Here is a 7085-nt window from a genome sequence, read left to right as displayed (position 1 = left end):
GAATTCGAGACCATCATCAACCACGAGGCCCCTCAGGCCGCGTGACTAACCCTGTCACCTATCCGTGCACCAGGCCCACGTGATGATCATGGCGGGAGCGGGCGTCGGCGGTGGCTCGCTCAACTACGCCAACACCCTGTACAAGCCTCCGACACCGTTCTTCACCGACCCCCAGTGGAACCACATCACCGACTGGGAGGCCGAGCTCACGCCGCATTACGAGCAGGCTCGACGCATGCTGGGCGTCGTCACCAATCCCACTGTCACCGAATCGGATCGGGTGATGCGCACTGTTGCCGAGCAGATGGGTGCGGCCGACACGTTCACGTCGACGCCGGTCGGCGTGTTCTTCGGTGCCAAGACCGGCCTGGCGGGTGTGCCGGGCGAGACCGTGCCGGATCCGTATTTCGGTGGAGCCGGACCCGAGCGGACAGCCTGCACCGAGTGCGGCGCGTGTATGACCGGCTGCCGGGTGGGCGCGAAGAACACGCTGATGAAAAACTACCTCGGTCTCGCCGAGCGCAACGGGGCGACGATCATCGACCGCACCACCGTCGACGGACTGGCGCAGCGTGCCGACGGGACGTGGGAGGTCGACACCAGGGGCTCGTCGTCGTGGGGTCCGTTCGGCGCGGGTCAGCGCACCTTCACCGCAGATCAGGTGATCGTCGCGGCCGGGACGTTCAACACGCAGAAGCTTCTCCACCGAGCCAAGGGCACGACCCTCCCGAGGATCTCCGACGCAATGGGCGCGTTGACGCGTACCAACTCCGAGTCGATCCTCGGAGCGATGGCTGCGAAATACGATTCGCAACACGACTATTCGCACGGGGTGGCGATCACGTCGTCGTTCCATCCGGAGCCGAACACGCACATCGAGCCCGTTCGATACGGCAAGGGCAGCAATGCGATTGCGTATCTGCAGACGGTGCTCACCGATGGTGGGAGCAGGCGCAACCGGTTCGGCCAGTTCCTGAAGGAGATCGCGCGGAACCCCTTCCTGCTCGTGCGACTCCTCTTCGTGCGCAAGTGGAGTCAGCGCACCGTGATCGCCCTGGTGATGCAGAGCAGCGACAACTCGCTGACCACATTCGTTCGCAAGCGCGGGCCGTTCCGTTATGTCACGAGCAAGCAGGGCCACGGCGAGCCGAATCCGACGTGGATTCCCAAGGGCAACGAGGCAACTCGACGTATCGCCGACATCCTGCCGGGAGGACTCGCTGGTGGCACGTGGGGCGACGTGATGAACATGCCGCTCACCGCCCACTACCTCGGCGGGTGTGCCATCTCCGATGACCCTGCGAACGGCGTCGTCGACGCGTACCACCGTGTGTGGGGCTATCCGACGCTGCATGTCACCGACGGTGCTGCGGTCTCGGCGAACCTCGGCGTCAACCCGTCGCTGACCATCTCGGCGCAGGCCGAGCGCGCGATCTCGTTGTGGCCCAACAAGGGCGAAGACGACCAGCGTCCCGAGCAGGGAAGTGGTTACCTACGGCTCGCGCCGATCGCGCCCGCACACCCGGTGGTGCCCGCCGACGCGCCGGGCGCGCTCCGGTTGCCGATCACCCCGGTGTCCTCGGCGACGGTGTCTTCCTGACCGCACGCCCGGCAGCGGAGGTGGCGCGCGCAGAGAACCACACCCCTCGGGTCCTCCGCCTGTACCGGTACATGCGAGCGACCCACAAGGCGTAACTTTCTGCGCGGCTCGGGACTCGAGCACTCCGGTGTGATCAGTCCAGCCCGCGGGCGCTGAGGCTCTCGGCGAACCCGTCGGCGGTCCGCAGCGCGGCGATCACGATGGGCGCAACCAGGATTCGTGCACCGGGCCGCAGTCCGCGTGCGCGGCGCGCCTCGTCGACCTGGCCTGCGATCTCGACGATCAGCGGAATCGTCCGGATTGTCAGGGCGAGCGAGATCGCGATGAGGTCGGTGCGCACGCCGAGCTTGCTCAGCGGCGACATGGCGCGCGTCAGCGAGTCGAGCATGTCGGTGGTGCGGGTGGTCAGGCTGACGACGGCGGCCAGCAGCACCGAGAGCGCGAGGATGCCGCATACCAGAACCGCTCGACGCCAGTCGGTGAAGATGAGCTGAAACACGAAGACGAACAACAGAATCCACAGCGTCGGCCGGAACTGGCGCCACGCCGTAACAGGGCCGATGCCGGCGAGGGCGTAGACCGCGACGACCGCTGCGGCGGCAATACCGAGGGCCGGAAGGGTTCTCACACACAGGGTGATGACGAGAATGCCTGCGGCGAGGCCCAGCAACTTCACGCCGGGGGACGCCCTGTGCAGCAGCGAGTTTCCGGGGCGGTAGGTGCCGAGCGGATTCATGCCATCGCCTCGCGATAGGCGCGCAGTGCGACGCCGGGCACATCGTCGACGGTGATGACCCCGTCGTCGATGACGAGAATGCGCTCGAAGTCGTCGACCAGGTCGAGGTCGTGGGTGACCACGACGAGCTGGACGTCGAGGTCGGCGAACACACGGCGCAACATGCGGCTGTTGCGTAGGTCGAGGAGCGTCGTCGGTTCGTCGGCGACGATGATCGCCGGTTCGGTGACGAATACGGCTGCGAGAGCGAGGAGTTGCTTCTGCCCGCCGGACAATCTGCTCGCGGGTTGGTCGGCGTGGTCGGCGAGGCCGAAACGATCGAGCACGCTCATCGCGCGGTCCCGACGCTCGGCCTTGTTCAGATCTGTTCTGGTCAGCGAGAGTTCGATGTCCTCACGCACCGTCGGCATGATGATCTGCCGGTCGGGGTCGGAGAAGATGAACCCGACGCGCCGTCGAACACGACGCTTCTCCTTCGACGCGTCGAGGCCATCGACGACGACGGTCCCGGTGTCGGGGACGACGAGCGCGTTGATCATCCGCGCCAGCGTCGACTTTCCGCTGCCGTTGGCGCCCACGATGCCGATGCGTCGTTCGGGGAGGTCGACCGAGACGTCACTCAACACTCGACGACCGTCGAATGAGTGTGAGACATCGCGGAATTCGATCACGCGAGGTCCATGCGGTGAGTTGTCATGCGGTGAGTGCGACGACGCGTCCACGTCGGATGCGCAGTGGGGTGATGAGGCCCGGCCACCCTCGATGTACCTGGCTGGCGACGAGCGCCGCGATCACCGCCTTGACGGCATCGCCTGCGATGAACCAGCCGTTGGCCGCGATCGCCGCCCACAGCGTGAGGTCGGCGCGGATCATCAGGCCGATGGTGCCGCAGATGTAGATCACCAGCACTCCGCCGATCAGATTCGCCACGATGCCCAGCAGGATTCGATAGCGCGGCATCATGAACGCCGTCAGCAACCCGATCACGAATACGCCGGGCAGGAAGCCGACGAAGAACCCGGCCGTCGGCGACGACAGCGCGGTCAATCCGTTGCGACCGCCCGAGAGGATCGGGAGTCCCGCGATCGCGAGGACCATGAAGATGACGACCGCCAGCGTGCCCTTCTTGGGGCCGAGGATGGCTCCGGTCAGCATCACGCCGAGGGTCTGGAAGGTGATGGGTACGCCCGCGCTGCCGACGCTGATCTGTCCCGGCAAGCCGAGTGCGGCGATCAGTGCGGCGAACACGGCGGCCTGGGTGATGTCGGAGATCGACAGGGACAGCCATCGCCGTCCCGGCCTGTCGGCGGATGACCTGGCCTTTTCGCGCTCGTCTGAGGTGCTCATATCGACATGGAGTATCCCACGGCGCCACCTGCGCTCCGAGGGCACCGCCTGCGCGGCGGTGACGGGTACCGCCTGCGCGGTGATGGCGTCGGTGCGCACGCATAGAATGGGGTGGTGACAGACTCTTCCGCCGACAACTCGCCTGCCGACCGATCTTCTGCCGAGAACACGCTCGTCGAGGGCCCGCGACCGGTCCTCGTCGTCGACTTCGGTGCACAGTATGCGCAACTGATCGCTCGACGTGTCCGTGAGGCGCGTATCTACTCCGAGGTCATCGCCCACGACGCCTCGATCGACGAGTTCAAGGCCAAGGATCCTGCCGCGATCATCCTGTCCGGCGGGCCGGCGTCGGTCTACGCCGACGACGCACCGAGCCTCGACCCCGCAATTCTCGAGCTGGGCATCCCCGTGTTCGGGATCTGCTACGGCTTCCAGACAATGGCTGCCGCGCTCGGCGGCGAGGTGGCCAACACGGGTGGGCGCGAGTTCGGACGCACGACGTTCACCGCCACCGACGACGGCGTGCTGCATCGCGGTCTCGACCGCAACCAGCCCGTGTGGATGAGCCACAACGACGCCGTGCAGGTGGCGCCCGAGGGCTTCGTCGTGACAGGGTCGACGCCCGGTGCGCCCGTCGCGGCGTTCGAGTCCGTCGAGACGAAGATGGCGGGTGTGCAGTACCACCCCGAGGTGCTGCACACGCCGCACGGACAGCAGGTGCTCACCCGGTTCCTCTACGAGATCGCGGGCCTCGAGGCCGATTGGACACCCGCGAACATCGCCGACGCACTGATCGACCAGGTCTCCGACCAGATCGGCGACGGCCTCGCGATCTGCGGTCTGTCCGGCGGCGTCGACTCCGCGGTTGCGGCAGCGCTCGTTCAGCGAGCCATCGGCGACCGTCTGACCTGCGTGTTCGTCGACCACGGACTGCTTCGTGCCGGTGAGCGTGAGCAGGTCGAGCACGACTTCGTCGCCGCCACCGGTGCGCGGCTGGTGACGGTCGACGCCGCCGACAAGTTCCTCACCGAACTGTCCGGCGTCAGCGATCCCGAGACGAAACGCAAGATCATCGGACGCGAGTTCATCCGCTCGTTCGAAGGTGCGGTCAGTGACGTGCTCGGCGATCGGGCGGCCGACGGCGACAAGGTCGACTTCCTGGTCCAGGGCACGCTGTACCCCGACGTCGTCGAATCCGGTGGCGGTAGCGGCACCGCGAACATCAAGAGCCACCACAATGTCGGCGGGCTGCCAGACGATCTCGAGTTCAGTCTCGTCGAGCCCTTGCGGTTGTTGTTCAAGGACGAGGTGCGAGCGGTCGGACGTGAACTCGGTCTGCCCGAGGAGATCGTGGGGCGTCAGCCATTCCCCGGACCCGGTCTCGCCATCCGCATCGTCGGCGACGTGACCGCCGACCGCCTCTCGATGCTGCGCAAAGCCGACCTCATCGCCCGCGAGGAGCTGACCGCCGCGGGTCTCGATCACCAGATCTGGCAGTGCCCCGTGGTGTTGCTGGCCGACGTGCGCAGCGTCGGCGTCCAAGGCGACGGCCGCACCTACGGGCATCCGATCGTCCTCCGGCCGGTATCGAGCGAGGACGCGATGACCGCCGACTGGACACGCGTGCCATACGAGGTCCTCGAGACGATCTCCACGCGCATCACCAACGAGGTGCCCGACGTGAACCGCGTCGTCCTCGACGTCACGAGCAAGCCGCCGGGCACCATCGAGTGGGAGTAGCAGCCGAGCGGGAGTAGGGCGAACGCTATCGGCGTCGCGCGCCGCTGACCAGGAGCACCAGGCCGACGATCAGCCCGATCCCGACGACGCCCCAGCCGAGGACCGACGCCGACGGGAGACCGGGCTTATCGGTCAGGCCCCAGATCGCCACCGCGATCGCGGCGATGCCGAGGAGGGCGAGACCGGGTGCGCGGCGGCCGACGGCATCACTAGCCTGCTCGGTGCTCCCGGTTCCCTTGCCTTCTGCTTCCATGCCTTTTGGGCTCCAGTCGTTCATCGGGTCACCTCCACGCTGCCCACGTTGGCGTGCGCGTTGATCGTCAACACCGGCATGTCGGCGCCGGCCGTGCCGACGGATAGCCCTTCTGGACATTGCGGATCACCGACATTCAACGTGCAGTTCGCCCGCACGTTCATGTCCTTCGGAACCCGCACGGTCACCTCGCCGAGGCCCGCACGAAGGTCGACGGTGCGGTCCGACGTGAGTGTGAGGTCGCGGACGTCGAGTTCGAGTGCGCCCATGGTGACCGAGTAGCTGTCGCGAATGTCGTTCTCGGACAGTGGCTTATACATGCGCTGACCCACGCCGCCGGACGGCACGACGCTCTCGTCGGACTGTCCGACCCACGTTGTCGTTGCGCCTGTGACGATGACCGCCGCGCCCAACGCGACGGTGAGGGGGACGAGTCCGACCTGCCGTCGCCCAGTGGATCGACGCAACGCGGCGAGCGTGAGCAGGCCAACGCCCACGACCGCGAGGGCCAAGGAGAGAATGCGTGTCGGGGTGAACCACTCGACACCCGCCTGGTGTGCCGCCACACCGCTCATCGCCACCAGAAGTGCCGCTCCGACGACGAGGAGCGATGCCCGAGTCGAGGAGCGTCGGTTCTCCGGTACCGCGGGGGGCGTCGGCGTCGAGGGTTCGGGTAGATCCCAGGCGAACCGTGCGGCACCGAGCGGGTCCCACGAGGGCGGTTGACGGTCGGCGGTGGTGAACACCGAGGTCACCGCGTCGGCACTGTCGACGCAAGGTGCGGTGGGGACGTCGACGGCGGCGGGGGTCGGGGCAGCGACCGGCGCTCCCGTCGAGCTCGCGAATGTCGGTGCTGCTCCGGTGCGCAGCGCGCGTGGAGTCCAGCGTTGGAACTCATCCGAACTGGCCGACGGCCCCGCGTCGAGCGTGTCGGCGCTGGTACCGGGAAGCGGTGTGGGTGTTCGACGGAACAGCAGCCACCAGCCGAGCACCATCAGGACGGTGCCGAGCACGGCGCCCGAACTCCAGGTGCCGTGCGGACCGAACGACATCACCAGGATGATCACGACGGCGACGACGATCACGAACTTCGGGTTGTGGTGGCGGCCGTGACCGTGTGCGCTGTGATCGTTGGCGGGTCCGGCGGCCGACAGTCTGCTCGAGGGGAATGCGATCCAGCCGATGATGTAGAGGAGCAGGCCGCTACCACCGAACAGCGTCGAGACGACGAAGGCCACCTTCACGAGCGTCGGATCGACGCGGTAACGGAACGCGATGCCGGCGCAGACACCTGCGACGGTGCGTGGAATCGCCGGGCGAACGGGACGCGTGTGCCAGAGCTGTTCGATGTCTCCGCGAACTTGTGTGGCATCCATGAGTCCAATCCTGGCGGCATCACGTGCTGTGGG

At 67.0% G+C, this 7085-nt stretch carries 7 protein-coding genes; 2 read left to right on the top strand and 5 right to left on the bottom strand.

What is annotated here, in order from left to right:
* Nucleotides 1-82 precede the first annotated feature (82 nt).
* Complete coding sequence (locus A5766_RS13280) at nt 83-1600, top strand: GMC family oxidoreductase (RefSeq protein WP_269449449.1); 1518 nt, start codon at nt 83-85, stop codon at nt 1598-1600.
* A 133-nt stretch (nt 1601-1733) separates the two neighbouring features.
* On the opposite strand, the gene A5766_RS13275 is transcribed toward A5766_RS13280, so the two are convergent.
* The 3 genes from A5766_RS13275 to A5766_RS13265 are packed head-to-tail and all read right to left on the bottom strand — an operon-like array spanning nt 1734 to nt 3683.
* Complete coding sequence (locus tag A5766_RS13275) at nt 1734-2336, bottom strand: energy-coupling factor transporter transmembrane component T family protein (RefSeq protein ID WP_064865519.1); 603 nt, start codon at nt 2334-2336, stop codon at nt 1734-1736.
* Nucleotides 2333-3007 (bottom strand): energy-coupling factor ABC transporter ATP-binding protein, encoded by a 675-nt coding sequence (locus tag A5766_RS13270; RefSeq protein ID WP_039856616.1) that lies wholly within the window; start codon nt 3005-3007, stop codon nt 2333-2335. Before A5766_RS13270 ends, A5766_RS13275 begins: the two co-directional genes overlap by 4 nt.
* A 22-nt stretch (nt 3008-3029) precedes the next feature.
* Nucleotides 3030-3683 carry a biotin transporter BioY gene (locus tag A5766_RS13265; RefSeq protein ID WP_005207916.1) on the bottom strand — a complete coding sequence of 218 codons (654 nt, stop codon included), beginning with the start codon at nt 3681-3683 and terminating at the stop codon, nt 3030-3032.
* 114 nt (nt 3684-3797) lie between these two features.
* Between A5766_RS13265 and guaA the strand changes: the two genes are divergently transcribed.
* Nucleotides 3798-5423, top strand: coding sequence for a glutamine-hydrolyzing GMP synthase (gene guaA, locus A5766_RS13260; protein ID WP_039856614.1), 1626 nt, complete (start codon nt 3798-3800; stop codon nt 5421-5423).
* Between the two features lie 25 nt (nt 5424-5448).
* Here the strand turns inward: guaA and A5766_RS13255 are convergent, their stop codons facing one another.
* Together A5766_RS13255 and A5766_RS13250 are read right to left on the bottom strand one after the other, a co-directional pair.
* The gene (locus A5766_RS13255; protein ID WP_372495556.1) at nt 5449-5700 is read right to left on the bottom strand and encodes a hypothetical protein; all 252 of its coding nucleotides are present in this window, start codon (nt 5698-5700) and stop codon (nt 5449-5451) included.
* Entirely contained in the window at nt 5697-7052 is a 1356-nt protein-coding gene (locus tag A5766_RS13250; RefSeq protein ID WP_064865527.1) for a PspC domain-containing protein, read from the bottom strand. The genes A5766_RS13255 and A5766_RS13250 overlap by 4 nt, the downstream gene beginning before the upstream one ends.
* Nucleotides 7053-7085: the final 33 nt, after the last annotated feature.

The organism is Gordonia sp. 852002-51296_SCH5728562-b, assembly GCF_001665475.1.
Classification (GTDB): Bacteria; Actinomycetota; Actinomycetes; order Mycobacteriales; family Mycobacteriaceae; genus Gordonia; species Gordonia sputi.
Note: the sequence above shows the minus strand (reverse complement) of the source record. Positions and strands in the feature narration are given on the sequence as shown.